Annotated in this window: 15 protein-coding genes; 11 read left to right on the top strand and 4 right to left on the bottom strand. The window is 69.9% G+C overall.

Features of this window, described 5'->3' with window-relative positions:
* Window positions 1-83: 83 nt before the first annotated feature.
* The 3 genes from EP757_RS05490 (at window position 84) to EP757_RS43170 (ending at window position 2,561) form a co-directional block, all read left to right on the top strand.
* On the top strand, window positions 84-1,022 hold the full coding sequence (locus EP757_RS05490) for a thiamine-phosphate kinase (RefSeq protein ID WP_127543115.1): 939 nt from the start codon (window positions 84-86) through the stop codon (window positions 1,020-1,022).
* 15 nt (window positions 1,023-1,037) lie between these two features.
* On the top strand, window positions 1,038-1,496 hold the full coding sequence (locus EP757_RS05485) for a GNAT family N-acetyltransferase (RefSeq protein ID WP_127543114.1): 459 nt from the start codon (window positions 1,038-1,040) through the stop codon (window positions 1,494-1,496).
* Window positions 1,497-2,417: 921 nt separating this feature from the next.
* The gene (locus tag EP757_RS43170) at window positions 2,418-2,561 is read left to right on the top strand and encodes a hypothetical protein (RefSeq protein ID WP_162521009.1); all 144 of its coding nucleotides are present in this window, start codon (window positions 2,418-2,420) and stop codon (window positions 2,559-2,561) included.
* Window positions 2,562-2,694: 133 nt separating this feature from the next.
* On the opposite strand, the gene EP757_RS05475 is transcribed toward EP757_RS43170, so the two are convergent.
* Window positions 2,695-3,618 (bottom strand): hypothetical protein, encoded by a 924-nt coding sequence (locus EP757_RS05475; protein WP_127543112.1) that lies wholly within the window; start codon window positions 3,616-3,618, stop codon window positions 2,695-2,697.
* A gap of 143 nt (window positions 3,619-3,761) precedes the next feature.
* Entirely contained in the window at window positions 3,762-3,953 is a 192-nt protein-coding gene (gene rpmB, locus EP757_RS05470; RefSeq protein WP_014447183.1) for a 50S ribosomal protein L28, read from the bottom strand.
* A gap of 160 nt (window positions 3,954-4,113) precedes the next feature.
* On the opposite strand from rpmB, the gene EP757_RS05465 reads away from it, so the two are divergent.
* From EP757_RS05465 to EP757_RS05455, 3 genes are read left to right on the top strand one after another with little or no spacing between them, the layout of a single operon-like run.
* Window positions 4,114-5,730 (top strand): DAK2 domain-containing protein, encoded by a 1,617-nt coding sequence (locus EP757_RS05465; RefSeq protein WP_127543111.1) that lies wholly within the window; start codon window positions 4,114-4,116, stop codon window positions 5,728-5,730.
* Window positions 5,727-7,904, top strand: coding sequence for an ATP-dependent DNA helicase RecG (gene recG / locus EP757_RS05460; RefSeq protein WP_127543110.1), 2,178 nt, complete (start codon window positions 5,727-5,729; stop codon window positions 7,902-7,904). The genes EP757_RS05465 and recG overlap by 4 nt, the downstream gene beginning before the upstream one ends.
* A complete protein-coding gene (locus EP757_RS05455; protein ID WP_127543109.1) occupies window positions 7,901-8,254 on the top strand; it encodes a DUF952 domain-containing protein in 354 nt (117 codons plus the stop codon). Before recG ends, EP757_RS05455 begins: the two co-directional genes overlap by 4 nt.
* A gap of 27 nt (window positions 8,255-8,281) precedes the next feature.
* On the opposite strand, the gene EP757_RS43745 is transcribed toward EP757_RS05455, so the two are convergent.
* A complete protein-coding gene (locus EP757_RS43745) occupies window positions 8,282-9,550 on the bottom strand; it encodes a cell wall anchor protein (protein ID WP_232050386.1) in 1,269 nt (422 codons plus the stop codon).
* Window positions 9,551-9,659: 109 nt separating this feature from the next.
* Entirely contained in the window at window positions 9,660-10,772 is a 1,113-nt protein-coding gene (locus EP757_RS42720; protein WP_160165762.1) for a hypothetical protein, read from the bottom strand.
* A 311-nt stretch (window positions 10,773-11,083) separates the two neighbouring features.
* Here EP757_RS42720 and rsmD point away from each other — a divergent pair, with 311 nt between their 5' ends.
* The 5 genes from rsmD (at window position 11,084) to rpmF (ending at window position 13,556) form a co-directional block, all read left to right on the top strand.
* Complete coding sequence (gene rsmD / locus EP757_RS05435; protein WP_127543106.1) at window positions 11,084-11,644, top strand: 16S rRNA (guanine(966)-N(2))-methyltransferase RsmD; 561 nt, start codon at window positions 11,084-11,086, stop codon at window positions 11,642-11,644.
* Window positions 11,641-12,120, top strand: a complete 480-nt coding sequence (gene coaD / locus EP757_RS05430; RefSeq protein WP_127543105.1) for a pantetheine-phosphate adenylyltransferase — start codon at window positions 11,641-11,643, stop codon at window positions 12,118-12,120. Before rsmD ends, coaD begins: the two co-directional genes overlap by 4 nt.
* 82 nt (window positions 12,121-12,202) lie before the next feature.
* Complete coding sequence (locus tag EP757_RS05425; protein WP_127543104.1) at window positions 12,203-12,700, top strand: hypothetical protein; 498 nt, start codon at window positions 12,203-12,205, stop codon at window positions 12,698-12,700.
* Between the two features lie 75 nt (window positions 12,701-12,775).
* On the top strand, window positions 12,776-13,378 hold the full coding sequence (locus EP757_RS05420; RefSeq protein WP_127543103.1) for a DUF177 domain-containing protein: 603 nt from the start codon (window positions 12,776-12,778) through the stop codon (window positions 13,376-13,378).
* A 4-nt stretch (window positions 13,379-13,382) separates the two neighbouring features.
* The gene (gene rpmF / locus EP757_RS05415) at window positions 13,383-13,556 is read left to right on the top strand and encodes a 50S ribosomal protein L32 (RefSeq protein ID WP_127543102.1); all 174 of its coding nucleotides are present in this window, start codon (window positions 13,383-13,385) and stop codon (window positions 13,554-13,556) included.
* Window positions 13,557-13,666 lie beyond the last annotated feature (110 nt).

Raw genomic sequence — 13,666 nt, 5'->3', positions numbered from 1 at the left:
CCGCCACCGTCGGTGATCCCCGGTCGTGAAACTACCGTACGAAGCGGCCCGGGAGCGGGACGCCACCATCGAAGGACTTAGACGTGAGCATCCCAGAAGGCGGCGAATTCGGTCTTATCGGCCGAATCGTCTCCCGGCTCGGCACCAGCCCGGCCACCCTGCTCGGACCGGGTGACGACGCCGCCGTCGTGCGGGCCGCCGACGGCCGGGTGGTCGCCTCCACCGACGTGCTCGTCGACGGCCGGCACTTCCGGCGCGACTGGTGCGGGCCCGCCGACATCGGCCACCGTGCCGCCGCCGCCAACCTCGCCGACATCGCCGCCATGGGCGCGGTGCCGACCGCCCTGCTCGTGGCGCTCTGTGTGCCGCCCGGCGTGGACGGTGAATGGATCGAGAGTCTCGCCGACGGGCTCACCGCCGAGGCGGCGCTCGTGGGCGCGAGCGTGGTCGGCGGGGACACCTCCTCGTCGCCGACGCTCACCATCGCGGTCACCGCGCTCGGCGACCTCGCCGGCCGGGCGCCGGTCCGGCGCGACGGGGCACAGCCTGGTGACGTTCTCGCGCTCTCCGGGCGGATCGGGTACGCCGCGGCCGGACTGACGGTCCTGTCCCGCGGATTCCGGACGCCCAAGAAGCTCGTCGAGGCGTACCGGCGGCCCACCGTGCCGTACGCGTCCGGTCCCGAGGCGGCCACGCTCGGCGCGACCTCGATGATCGACGTGTCGGATGGACTCCTGCAGGATCTCGGGCACATCGCCGAGGCCAGTCTGGTCGCCATCGACGTGCACACCGAGGCGTTCGACGTGCCGGACCAGATGCGGGACGCGGCCAAGGCACTGGGCGTCGATCCGTACCAGTGGGTCCTCGCCGGTGGCGACGATCACCCGCTGGCCGCCACGTTCCCGGCCGGGACGGCCCTGCCCGCTTCCTGGCAGGTCATCGGCTCGGTGCACGACGGCTCCGGCGTCACCGTCGACCGGAAACCGTGGAGCGGCGGCCTCGGCTGGGACCATTTCCGCTGACGTAGCCTGTCATTCGTGTCAGAGATCAAGATCAGGTTGGCGGACTTCGACGACCCGGCCGTCCAGCTCCTCGTCGTGGAGAACATGCGCGACCTCTCCGCGCGGTACGGCGGCACCGGCGACGACACGCCCATCACCGGCGCCGACTTCACGCCGCCGGCCGGCGCCTTCTTCGTGGCCGAGCTGGACGGCGGCCTGGTCGCCAGCGCCGGCTGGCGCCGCCACGGTCCGGACGCCGAACTGAAGCGCATGTTCACCCTGGCGCCGGCCCGGGGCCGCGGCGTCGCCCGCCGGATGCTGGCGACGATCGAGGAGTCAGCCCGTGCCGCCGGCTGCACCCGCGTGATCCTGGAGACCGGCGACCGCCAGCCGGAGGCGATCGCGTTGTACGAGTCGGCCGGCTACGTGCGAATCGACGACTTCGGCTTCTATGCGGGGCACGAGGGCGTCTTGTCGTACGCCAAGCTCCTCTAGCCGTCGGCCGTCTTCTTCTCGAGTCTTCTGTCGCGCTGCGTTCGACGCCGCGCGCTGCTTGTTGTCGCCCGCGCTGCTCGCTGTTGCCCGCGCTGCTCCTGTTGCCCGCGCTGCTCGCTGTTGCCCGCGCTGGCCGGTGCCCGCGCTGCTCCTGTTGCCCGCGCTGGCCGCTGCCCACGCTCTCCCCGCCGCACCGCCGGCGTTGGCCGCCGTTCGCTGTTGTTGCTTAGTGACCGACGCTTGCTGTCTGCTAGCCGTGTCTTCCCTGTCAGCACCCGTGGACAGCTGCCCTCGTGTCGTCTGTTGCGCCCTGTCCTCGTGGTGCCTGCTGTCCGCTGCCGACCGCTGCCGACCCGTTGCTGCTACTGCGCAGCCTGCCCCACGCGGATCTTGAGCGATTCTGCACTGTGGGATGTCCAGGATCGCTCAAGATCGACGTGTGAGGGCGGTGCGGCCTGCCGAGCGACAAGAGTGGTGCGGCCTGCCGAGCGACAGGGGCGGCGAGGCCCGCCGGCGAGGAGGGCGGCGTTGCCCGCCGAGGGGCGCTGTTGCCCGCCGAGGGGCGCTCTCCGTCATCGTTGTCTTCCTCGGATCTTGGGCGACTTCGTCCGTTGGAGGGTCGGAGATCGCTCAAGATCGGTAATTGGGGCAGGAGGGACGGGCGGCGCGAGTCGTCAGGCGGTGTGCCTTCCCGGAATCTTGGGTGACTTTGTTCATCAGGGGGGTGGAGATCGCTCAAGATCCGTGTAGGGCGGGGTGCGAGGCGACTGGGGTGTGGGAGACGGCGAGGGTGTGGGAGACGGCGGGGGTGTGGGAGACGGCGGGGGTGTGGGAGACGGCGGGGGTGTGGGAGACGGCGGGGGTGTGGGAGACGGCAGCAAGTGGCGCGAAGCGGCGACGTGGCCCTTTGCCGGATCTTGGGTGACTTTGGACATCGAAGGGTCAGAGACCGCTCAAGATCCCCGGTGGCGGTGCGGTGGCGTGACGGCGGCGGCGATGCGGCGGCGGTGGCGTGACGGCGGTGACGGCGGTGACGGTGGCGTGACGGCGGTGACGGTGGCGTGACGGCGGTGACGGTGGCGTGACAGAGGTGGCGGTGACGGCAGTGCGCTGACGGGGGTGGCGGTGACCGCGGTGACGGCGCTGACGGGGTGGCGGTGACCGCGGCGGCGGCGGTGCGCGGTTTGGGGCCGGTATGTCAGGCCGCCTTCGGTGGGTCGTGGGCCAGGGCCGCCCTCAGCTGGGCCACCACCTCGTCGGGCCGGTGGCGGATCGCCCATGAGGGGAAGCGGAGTACTCGCTCGCCAGGGATCCACAGCTCGTTCTGGCGCCGCATGTCGGCCCACCACTGGCCGGCGTCGGTGTGGTGGCTGCCGTCGATCTCGACGTGGATGCCGTGGGCCGGGAAGTAGGCGTCGAGGTAGGTTCGGCGGCCTGCAGCGTCGGCGCGGGTGAGTTGTAGTCGGGGCTGGGGGAGGCCTGCTCGTCGGCAGAGGCGTACGAAGTCGGCTTCCGGCAATGAGCGCACGCCGCCCGCCGCGTCCCGGATCGCCTCCCTGATCGTCGCCCGGTGGCGGAGGCGCGGCATCGCCGCGACCGCTGCTGAGATGTCCGCGGCACGCACGAGGCGCTGCTGGAAGCCGGCCATGATGATCGTCGCTGCCTGCCGGTCCGAATGCTGCCACTGGGCGGCGTCGAGCAGGGAACGGGTGGGCGTCGTGCAGGGCGGAGAGATCACGGGCCGGATCTCGGCAGGGTGCAGTCTCGTGGTCCGGTGGACGGTGACGCCGGGAGGTGGATGCTTCGGTGTCACGGTCGCCGGGATCAGGACGTGAGTCGTCGCCGACGGGAAGCCGCGGAGGCCGAGGATTTCCAGGGCGGAGAGGCCGGCCAGCAGGGCGATGTGCCCGTTCACCGTTCCGAGGACGGCGATCCACCGACGTTCGGCGTGGCCGATCGGGCCGGAGTGGGTGACGTAGACGCCGGGATGTGCCGTCTGCCAGCGTCCGGAGGACAGCCGGTGGCGGATCGTCCGGTCGGTCAGGTGGTCGAGCGCCTGCGAACGGGTGATCACTCCAGCCTGCCGGTTGATCGCTTCGTCGAGGGAACGGAATGTCCGCATGGCGGGTGATGGTGCCCGAATCCGGCGGGACGGCGGAGCGGGGCTGTGGAAAAGTGCGGAGGGGCTGTGGATGAGTCCGGACAGCAACTAGCCGCCGAACCCGGAGGGCCGGCGGCTAGTCGGATAGATCTGAGTGCCTCGGGTCAGGCGCGCGTGACCTTGCCGGCCTTGATGCACGAGGTGCAAGCCTTGACCTTCTTGGTGGTCCCGCCACCGGCCGGGGTACGCACCGACTGGATGTTCGGGTTCCAGCGGCGGTTGGTCCGCCGGTGCGAGTGGGACACGTTGTGGCCGAAGCCCGGTCCCTTGCCACAGACGTCGCACACGCTAGCCACGGGATACTCCTGGGTTTGAAACGAAACTGAAGGGGCCCGGCGGGCGATCTCATGCCAGGCAACCCGGCGAGCTTACCCGATTCCCGGGGGGTAGAACCAATCGCCCCCGGTCAGGGTGCGTGCCCGGGCGTTTGTCGGGGGTGGTTAGTACGATTTTCGCGTGCTGGAGACCCTCGATGCCGCTGCGGTTCGCCGCTGGTGCGGTGCTGGGCTCGAGTCGCTCCGGGCACATCAGCGTGAGATCGACGACCTGAACGTCTACCCGGTTCCCGACGGCGACACCGGCACCAACCTCGTCCTGACCCTGACCGCGGCCTATGAGGCGCTCGGCGAGGAGACCCCCGATCCGGGCCGGCCGGTCGACCGGCTGATGCGCCGGATGGCCCGGGGCGCCCTGCTCGGGGCCCGCGGCAACTCAGGAGTGATCGTCTCGCAGATCCTGCGGGGTATGGCCGACACGTTCGCCGGCGCGGTCGCGGTGCGGGGCCGGGAGCTGGCGCGCGCGTTCCGCACGGCGACCGATGCGGCGTACGCGGCAGTCGCCCGCCCCGTGGAGGGCACGGTCCTCTCGGTCGTGGCCGCCGCTGCCGAGGCGGCCGGCCGGATCAAGTCGGACGAGCTGGTCGTGGTGGCCCGGGCGGCTGCCCGGGCGGCTGCGGAGGCTCTGGCCCGGACGCCTCAGCAGCTGCCGGTCCTGGCGCGGGCCGGTGTGGTGGACGCCGGCGGGCGAGGGCTGGTCCTGCTGCTGGACGCCCTGGTGGAGACCGTCGCCGAGGAGCGGTCGCGCGATTCCGGGGAGGTCGGAGATGTCCGGGAAGTCGGAACCCGCAGGCTCGGTGAGAAGGATTTCATGACCGCGGGGACGGACGCCGAGGCCGCCGGGGACTGTGAGGGGCACGGGTTTGAGGTGCAGTACCTCCTCGACGCCGATGCCGCTGCCGTCGACATGCTGAGGGACACGCTCGACCGGTTGGGGGAGTCGCTGGTCATCGTCGGGACCGGGGACGGGACGTGGAACGTTCATGTCCACACCGAGGAGGTCGGTCCGGCGATCGAGGCGGGGATCCGGGCCGGTCGGCCGTACCGGATCGGGGTGACCCGGCTGGAGCGACGACGGCCCGGACCGGATCTCCGCGCCGCGGTGGTCGTCGCCGCCGGCGACGGGCTCACCGCGCTCTTCGAGGGGGAGGGCGCCACCGTCGTCGATCGCAATCCGTCGACGGCGGAGCTGCTCGCGGCGGTCCGGGCGACCGGGGCGGGTTCGGTGGTGGTGCTGCCGAACGACGCGAACACGCACGCCGTGGCGAACTCGGCGGCGCGCGAGGCGACGGCCGGCGGGATCCAGGTGAGCGTGGTGCCGACCCGGTCGCCGGTGCAGGCGCTGGCCGCGCTGGCGGTGCGCGACGATCAGAGGCCGTTCGCCGACGACGTGATCGCGATGGCGGAGGCGGCCGGCGCCTGCCGTTACGGCGAGGTGTGCACGGCGCAGCGGGACGCGCTCACGGTCGCCGGGCCGTGCCGCGCCGGTGATCTGCTCGGGCTCGTCGACGGCGAGGTGCACGTGATCGGCGACGACGTGACCGAGGTGAGCCGCAGGCTGCTGGACCGGATGCTCGGCGGCGGTGGTGAGCTGGTCACCTGCGTGCTGGGCGCGGACGCCCCGGCCTTTCTGGAAGAGCGGATCCGCGAACACACCCACCGGAACTGGCCCTTCATCGAGCTGCAGTGTTACACCGGCGGACAGCCGCGTTACCACCTTCTGGCAGGAGTCGAATGACCACGACCGACACCCCGCTCACCAAGGTGCTCGGCGCCAAGACCGCGAAGGCTCTGGCCGACCATCTCGACCTGCACACCGCGGGTGACCTGGTCTATCACTTCCCCCGGCGGTACGACCAGCGCGGCGAGCACACCGACCTGCGCAAGCTGGAGGTGGACGAGCAGGTCACCGTGCTGGCCCAGGTGCAGGGGATCAGCCTGAAACCGTTCCGGGCCCGCAAGGGCAACATGCTCGAGGTGACCATCGGGGACGGCTCGGGCGCGACACTGACCTGCACCTTCTTCAACCAGGCGTGGCGGGAGCGGGAGCTGCGCAAGGGCGTCTGGGGCCTGTTCGCCGGCAAGGTCACCGATTTCCGGGGCAAGCGGCAGCTGAACGGCCCGGCGTACCAGCTCTTCAAGGCCGACGCGACGCAGGACGACGCGGCCGCCGAGATCGAGGAGTTCGCGGGCGCGCTGATCCCGGTCTACCCGGCGGCGCAGGCCGTGCCGACCTGGGTGATCGCGAAGTGCGTGCGGACGCTGCTCGACACGTTCGAGCCGCCGGCCGATCCGCTGCCCGGTGACGTGCGGGGCAAGCGCGGGCTGGTGGGCATCGGGACGGCACTGAAGGAGATCCACCGGCCGAGCTCGGAGGAGGCGCTGTACCGCGCCAAGCACCGTCTGAAGTGGGACGAGGCTTTCGCCGTACAACTGACGCTCGTGCAACGCCGGGCACGCGCGGCCGCGGCGCCCGGCACCGCCCGGCCCCGCGCGCAGGCCGGGATCCTCGCGAAATTCGATGCGGCGATGCCGTTCGAGCTGACCGAGGGTCAGCGTCAGGTGGGTGAGGAGATCGCCGCCGACCTGGCCCGGCCGCACCCGATGCACCGCCTCCTGCAGGGCGAGGTCGGCTCCGGCAAGACTCTCGTCTCGGTGCGCGCGATGCTGCAGGTGGTGGACGCCGGCGGGCAGGCCGCGCTGCTGGCGCCCACCGAGGTCCTGGCCACCCAGCACTTCCGCGGGATCAGTGCCCAGCTCGGCGCGCTGGGCCGGGCCGGTGAGCTGGACGGCGATCCGGAGGGCACCCAGCTCACGCTCGTGACCGGCTCGCTGGGAGCGGCGGCCCGGCGTGCGGCATCGGCCAAGGTCGCGGACGGGACCGCCGGCATCGTCGTGGGCACCCATGCCCTTCTGTACGAGGGGGTCGAGTTCAAGGACTTGGGACTGGTGGTCGTCGACGAGCAGCACCGGTTCGGTGTCGAGCAGCGTGATGCGTTGCGGGCGAAGGCCGCCCGTCCGCCGCACGTGCTGGTGATGACCGCCACGCCGATCCCGCGGACGGTCGCGATGACCGTCTACGGCGACCTGGAGACCTCGATCCTTTCGCAGCTGCCGCGCGGCCGGTCGCCGATCGCGTCGCACGTGGTTCCGGCACTGGACAAACCTGCCTATCTCGACCGCGCCTGGGTGCGGATCAAGGAGGAGGTGAAGGCCGGCCACCAGGCCTATGTGGTCTGTCCGCGGATCGGAGAGGATGACGAGACGCCGCCCAAGGAGGGCGAGGAGGGGGCGCGTCGTCCCCCGCTGGCCGTCACCGAGGTGCTCCCGCTGCTGCAGGAGGAATACCTGAAGGGCCTCCGGATCGGCATGCTGCACGGCAAGATGCCGGCCGAGGACAAGGACAAGGTCATGCGGACGTTCGCAGCGGGCGACCTGGACGTCCTCGTCGCGACCACGGTCATCGAGGTGGGCGTGGACGTGCCGAACTCGACGGTGATGCTCATCCTCGACGCCGACCGGTTCGGCGTCTCGCAGCTCCACCAGCTGCGCGGCCGGGTGGGCCGTGGCCCGGCACCCGGCATCTGCCTGCTGCACACCGAGTCGGCCGAGGGGTCGGCGGCCCGGGAGCGGCTCGACGCCGTGGCGTCCACGACGGACGGCTTCAAGCTCTCCGAGATCGATCTGGAGCAGCGGCGGGAGGGCGACGTGCTCGGCGCCTCGCAGTCCGGCAAGCATTCGCACCTGCGGCTGCTCTCGCTGCTCCGCGACGAGAAACTGATCAAGGAGGCCCGGGCGGAGGCGTCGGAGCTGATCGGCGACGACCCGGACCTGACTCGTCACCCCGCGCTGGCCGCCTCGGTGGCGGCGCTGGTCGACGAGGAACGCGCCGAATATTTGGAGAAGGGTTGATCGTCCACATCTGCCCCGCCGCCGACTGGACGTCCGCGGTGGAAGAAGGCTTCTACGAGGGTGACACGCTCGCCACCGAGGGCTTCATCCACTGCTCACCGCCGGACTGGGTCCATGTCCCTGCGACGCTGCGCTTCCGCGGCCGGACCGACCTCGTGCTGCTGGAGATCGACCCGTCGTCGCTCGGCGAGACGGTGGTCTGGGAGGACGGGGTCCCACCATCACCGGATGGTCGCCAATTCCCCCATGTCTACGGACGGTTGCCGGTATCGGCGGTTGTCCGGGTCAGTCCTTACCCGCCACTGCCGGACGGAACGTTTCCGCAATGGGAGAAGCGCGCCACCCGATGATCGGGTGACGCGCTTCTCGACGAGCTATCAGGCCTTGAAGTTCAGCTTGCGCCGACGGGCCATGAGGAACAGACCCGCACCGACGGCGACGAGCACGGCCGCGCCGCCCGCGATGCCACCGGCGGCGGCACCGGTCACCGGCAGCGACGGCTCGTCGTCACTGACCGGCGTGGTCGCGATCGGCGTGCTGCTGGTGCTGGCGGACTCGGACGGGGTGGCCGAGGGCTCCTCGGACGCCGGCGTCGACGGCTCCTCGGAAGCCGGGGTGGACGGCTGCTCGGAGGCGGGGGTGCTGGGCTCCGGGCACTCGGTCTTGGTGACCTCGACGGTGACCGGCTCGGTGCCCGGGATCTCCGGGTAGGTGACGGTGGCCGTGGTGGCCTCACCGGCCGGGAAGGTCACCTGCTCCGAGGCGCCGGGCGCGACGGTGGTCGACTTGGTCTCCGAGCCGTAGGTGACGTCGGCCTTGGCCGGGGCGTTGCCCTCCGGGTTGGTGACGGTGACGATCACGTCGGTGCAGTCGTTGACCGCGCCCGCGGTCGGGGTGCAGGTCTCCGGGCGGGACCAGGTGTAGGTGAAGTCCTTCATGCCCTCGGCCGAGACGGTGATCGTGCCGGCACCCGCCGGGACCTCCACGGTGTCGCCCTTGCCGGCGGCGACCTTCACGGTCTTCTCGAAGCCGGTGCCCTTGACCAGGAACTCGACGTCGTACTTGCTCAGCGCGCCGTTGTTGCTCAGCTGCAGGTCGACGGTGCCGTCACACTGCGGCACGGGCTGCACGACCGGCTGAACGCAGTTCTTGTTGCCGCCGTTGAACCAGCCGGCCGGGCCGGACGAGCGCTTGCCGGGGAAGCCCGACTCACCCAGCTTCAGGTTGCCGTAGCGCTTCTCGCCGTCGATCGTGTCGAGGACGTCGTCCTCGCCGCCGAAGAAGAGGTCGACCTGCGTGTTGCAGTCCGGGACCTCGACCTCGAGGGAGACGACGCCGCCCTTCTTCTCCAGCTTGCCGGTCCGGTACTGGAAGGCGTACTGCGGCGTGGCGAACTTCGGCTGCGGCGCGAAGTAGGACACCAGGGTGACCTCCTCGGGCACCTGGAGGTCCGCGTCCGGAGTGACGGTGGCGAACGCCTTGCCGTCCTTGATCTCGAAGGTGTGGACGAAGGTGGCGGCTTCCGCGGTGACCGGCGGGGTGATCTCGTCGGCGGAGGCGGGGGAGGCGACGCCTACCAGGCCGGTCAGGCCCAGCAGAGCGCCGGCCGCGACGAGCGCGGCGCGGCGGAGGGGGGTGTTTCGCAAGGTTTTCTCCAGGGGAACGAGAAAATGTGGACGAAGGGCGCGCCGACAAGGAGTTGTCGACGCGCCCTCCGGTTGTTGCCGTGCGTTTATCGCGGTGCTACTGCGCTGATCAGGCGGTGAACTTCAGCTTCCGGCGGCGAGCCGCGAAGAAGAGACCGCCACCGACGGCGAGCAGGGCCACGGCGCCGGCGGCGACGCCACCGGCAGCGGCGCCGGTGACGGGCAGGCCGCCCTCGTCGCCCTCGCCACCCGCGGAGCCACCCTCGTCACACTCGGCCGGGGCCTCGTACGCGATGGTCGCGGCCTCGTCTTCGAAGCCCTTCGGGGTCGCGGTGACCTCGAGGCCCTCGGAAGCGGGGAAGTCGACGGTCTTGGTCTCACCCGGCTGCGCGGTGACGGTCTTCTCGTCACCGGTGGTCGGCGTGAAGGTGACCGTGATGGCCTCCTTCCAGTCCGAGGGGACCTCGATGCCGACGGTCAGGGTGTCGCAGGTGGAGTCGTAGACGAAGATCGGCTCGGTGACCGGGATCTCCTCGGTCGGCAGCGAGGGGCTCACGCTGGGCGAGGCCGATGCGCTGGGCGACGCGGAGGCGCTGACCGAAGCACTCGGGGAGCTGCCGCCACCACCCGGGGGCTGCTCGCCGGGAGGCTGCTCGCCCGGGGGCTGCTCACCGGGAGGCTGCTCCTCGCCCGGAGGCTGCTCACCGGGGGGCTGCTCCTCACCGGGGGGCTGCTCCTCGCCAGGGGGCTGCTCCTCGCCCGGAGGCTGCTCCTCACCAGGGGGCTGCTCCTCGCCGGCGCACTTCTCGGTCGGCTGCTTGACGGTGTCGTCCCGGGTGCCGGTCTGGTACGAGTTCTCGCCGGTCTTCCAGGAGCCCTGGATGGTGAGCGTGGCGGAGTCCGCGCCCTTCACGGTCTGGACGGCGGTGATGCCCCCGCGGGGGATCTCCGTGCCCTTCTCGATGCCGGTCAGGCTGACGGTCTTGTTCTCCGGGCTGGTGCTCGCGGTGACCTCGACGACAGTGCCGTTGAAGGACTCGCTGCTGCGGATCTCCCAGTTGATGACCCAGGTGCCGTCTTCGCTGACACAGGTGGTCTTACCGTCGATCTCGGGGTGGCAGGCCAGAGCCGGGACTGCCGTGGAAAGCACGCCGAGCAGGCCGAGCGAAGCGCCGGCAACCAGCGTTCCGGTCCGCTTGAGCGCGGAAGAGGACAGGTTCACGCCATCTCCTGTGTAAGGGGTCAGGAAGTGCGCGCGAGGAGTTTCACAGTGGCCACATGTGGACGGAGCGACCTGCGACGACGCCTCCCCGCGTCATCTGGCGGGGACGATAGAACGGACCCGCAACGTCGCCCGACCATAGTCACTTCGCGAGATCAAAGAAACCGTCCAGGGGGCGCTTAGAATCTTGATATCAATCCGAGATTTTCCATGTACCGAACGGAACGGTTGCGTCGCGCGCAGTGCCCGCGACGAGGGAAATCTCTACTGGGCAACGGCTTGACTTCGCTGGTGAAGTAGCGTCACCGGTGATGACGAGGATTATCGCGGGCACTCATGGTGGTCGCCGGCTGTCAGCTCCGGCGGGCGCGCACACGAGGCCCACATCGGACCGCGTACGCGAGGCCTTCTTCAGTTCTTTGGAGACCATGACGGATATTCCCGAAGCGCGGTTTGCTGACCTTTATGCCGGATCTGGCGCGGTCGCCCTGGAAGCGTTGTCCCGCGGCGCCTCGCACGCCCTGCTCGTCGAGGCGGACGGCAAGGTCGCGAGGGTCATTCGTGACAACATCGTCGCTCTCCGTGTCGGGTCGCTCGCGCGCGTGATCACCGGCAAGGTGCTCCAGGTGCTCGCCGGCGAACCGGACGGCGGACCGTACGACGTGGTCTTCGCCGATCCGCCGTACGCAGTGGACGCCGACGAGGTGCAGAAGGTGCAGCGGCTGCTCGTCGAGAACGGCTGGCTCGCCCCGGACGCCGTGGTGGTCTTCGAACGGTCCCGGCGCAGCCCACTGAGCTGGGTGGACGGCATAACCGAAGAGCGCTCCCGGCGTTACGGGGACACTACTCTTTGGTACGGTCGCCGATCATGAGACGAGCGGTGTGTCCAGGCTCCTTCGATCCGGTCACCAACGGGCATCTCGACATCATCGGGCGGGCCAGCAGGCTCTTCGACGAAGTCATCATCGGCGTGCTCATCAACCAGTCGAAGGTGGGCCTCTTCAGCATCGAGGAACGGCTCGAGATGCTGCGCGACTCGACGGCCGAGTACGGCAACGTCCGCGTCGCCGCATTCCACGGCCTCCTCGTTGATTTCTGCCGTGATCAGGGTGCCGCTGTCGTGGTCAAGGGCCTGCGCGCGGTCAGCGACTTCGATTACGAGTTGCAGATGGCGCAGATGAACATCGGCCTGTCCGGTGTGGAGACGCTCTTCATGCCGACCAACCCGCTCTACTCGTTCCTCTCGTCGAGCCTGGTCAAAGACGTGGTCAAGTGGGGTGGCGACGCGTCCGCGTACCTGCCCGACCCGGTCCTCGAACGCCTGATCAGCCGCCTCAAGCAGAACTGACCGCCACCGGCGCGCCGGAAACGGCTGCGCCGGTTAAGCAGTAACGTGATCGGTCCAGCCTGACTTGAGGAGTGAGTTGGCGGTGGATCCACTCGACCGCATCGACGAGATCATCGATTTCGTGCAGGACGCACGTTCCGTGCCCATGTCCCGTACGAATTTCATGTTCGACCGCGCCGAGATGATCGACCGGCTCGAGATCCTCCGATCCGAGCTGCCGTCGGAGCTCCGCAAGGCCGCCGCCGTGCTCGACGAGCGCGACCGGATCATCGAGGCCGGCCGCCGCGAGGCCGACCGGATCGTCAGCGAGGGTGAGGCTGAACACGCCCGCCTCGTCTCGGTCAACGAGATCACCGTCTCGGCGGAGCATGAGGGCGCCCGGATCATCGCCGAGGCGCGGACCGAGGCGCAGCGCCTCCGCGAGGAGGTCGACGACTACGTCGACACCGCTCTCGCCAACTTCGAGCAGTTCCTGACCAGGGCGCTGGCGTCGATAGAGCGTGGCCGTGACAAGATGCACGCGCTCCGCGAGATCGGCACCTTCCAGGGCGAAGACGCGGAGCGTCCGCTGCCGTTCTGAGCGGGGGCGATTCGACGCTTCCCGGCAAGCTCAGGTAATGTTTTCGGTCGGCCTACCTATGGCTGAGGAATCACGATGCCCAAGTCACCGCAGAGTCACCTGGATCCCAGGCAGCCGCTTGTCGTCGACACGACGAAGCTTCCCCGGCAGCCTGGTGCGACGCGTGCCCTGAATCGGGTGGTGCCGGCGCCGGCAGACCTCGGTCTGGAGTTGATCACGGTCCAGGAGGGTTCCGACCTCACGCTCGACATGAGCATGACGTCGGTGTCCGAGGGGGTCTACATCAGCGGCACTGTTCGTGGCTCGCTCTCGGGCGAGTGCGGCCGGTGCCTGAACGAGATCGGCACGCCGTTCGAGGTCTCCCTCGCGGAGCTGTTCGCCTATGCGGAGAGCACCACCGAGGAGACGACCGACGACGACGAAGTGGGGCGGATGCAGGGTGACCTGCTCGATCTGGAGCCGGCAGTCCGGGACGCGATCGTCCTGATGCTGCCGACCAACCCGCTCTGCCGGCCGGACTGCCCAGGGTTGTGCCCCGAGTGTGGGGTGCACTTCGACGAACTCCCGGCGGATCACAGCCATGAGGATGTCGATCCCCGCTGGGCCGCTTTGCGCAACATGACAGCTGAGTCGCCTGAGGCGGCTGCGCCGCAACAAGAGCAATCTTTTAAGGAGTAGTACCGTGGCCGTCCCGAAGCGCAAGATGTCGCGCAGCAACACCCGCTCGCGCCGGGCCAACTGGAAGGCGACTGCGGTGGTCACCGCGGCGTGCCCCCAGTGCAAGTCGCCGAAGCTGCCGCACGCCGCCTGCTCGGTCTGCGGCACCTACAACGGCCGCCAGGTCCTCGAGGTCTGACGACCGCGAGTGACACGCCCGATCTTCGGGCGGGTCGCACCCGAGCGGTGGCGAACCAACGGTGCTACGGCTCCCGGACAGCGGACTGTCGGGGAGCCGGGCACCGCGCG

This window comes from Actinoplanes sp. OR16 (assembly GCF_004001265.1).
Classification (GTDB): domain Bacteria; phylum Actinomycetota; class Actinomycetes; order Mycobacteriales; family Micromonosporaceae; genus Actinoplanes.
This window is presented reverse-complemented; position numbering and strand designations above follow the sequence as displayed.

Excerpts from the sequence above, each read along its gene's own strand:
- EP757_RS05475 (WP_127543112.1), bottom strand. The coding sequence starts at position 3,618 with ATGCGGACATTCCGTTCCCTCGACGAAGCGATCAACCGGCAGGCTGGA.
- recG (WP_127543110.1), top strand. The coding sequence starts at position 5,727 with ATGACCACGACCGACACCCCGCTCACCAAGGTGCTCGGCGCCAAGACC.
- rsmD (WP_127543106.1), top strand. The coding sequence starts at position 11,084 with ATGACGAGGATTATCGCGGGCACTCATGGTGGTCGCCGGCTGTCAGCT.
- coaD (WP_127543105.1), top strand. The coding sequence starts at position 11,641 with ATGAGACGAGCGGTGTGTCCAGGCTCCTTCGATCCGGTCACCAACGGG.
- EP757_RS05420 (WP_127543103.1), top strand. The coding sequence starts at position 12,776 with ATGCCCAAGTCACCGCAGAGTCACCTGGATCCCAGGCAGCCGCTTGTC.